This window comes from Paraburkholderia sp. SIMBA_054 (genome assembly GCF_046534875.1).
In the GTDB taxonomy this organism is placed as follows: Bacteria; Pseudomonadota; Gammaproteobacteria; order Burkholderiales; family Burkholderiaceae; genus Paraburkholderia; species Paraburkholderia hospita.
This window is the reverse complement of record NZ_JAWRXV010000923.1, coordinates 1-266: the sequence shown is the minus strand read 5'-3', so window position 1 is coordinate 266 and position 266 is coordinate 1. Positions and strand designations below refer to the sequence as shown.

Sequence of the window (266 nt, the reverse complement as noted above, 5' to 3'; positions counted from 1 at the left end):
CCTGCGAGCAGCTTGGCAACATCATTACTATTCAGTTCAGCCGCGGCAGCGATAGCGCCGTCTACAGGATCGGCACGACCACCCGGAAAAACAAACTTTCCGGGCATAAAGGCGAGGCTGGCGTGGCGTCTGCCCATGAGAATTCGCGGCTTGCTGCCCGACCGGTCGACAAGCAAAAGGGATGCGGCGTCACGCGGTCGCAAAGCTTTCACGGCTTTAGTCGAAGTGGATGGGGGCTGAACCATGGCAGTCATGGTGACTTTCAG

Annotated in this window: 1 protein-coding gene; it reads left to right on the top strand. The window is 58.3% G+C overall.

What is annotated here, in order from left to right; translation table 11 throughout:
• Window positions 1-266: hypothetical protein (locus SB822_RS57830; RefSeq protein ID WP_410859201.1), on the top strand; the 266-nt coding region annotated here is incomplete at both ends.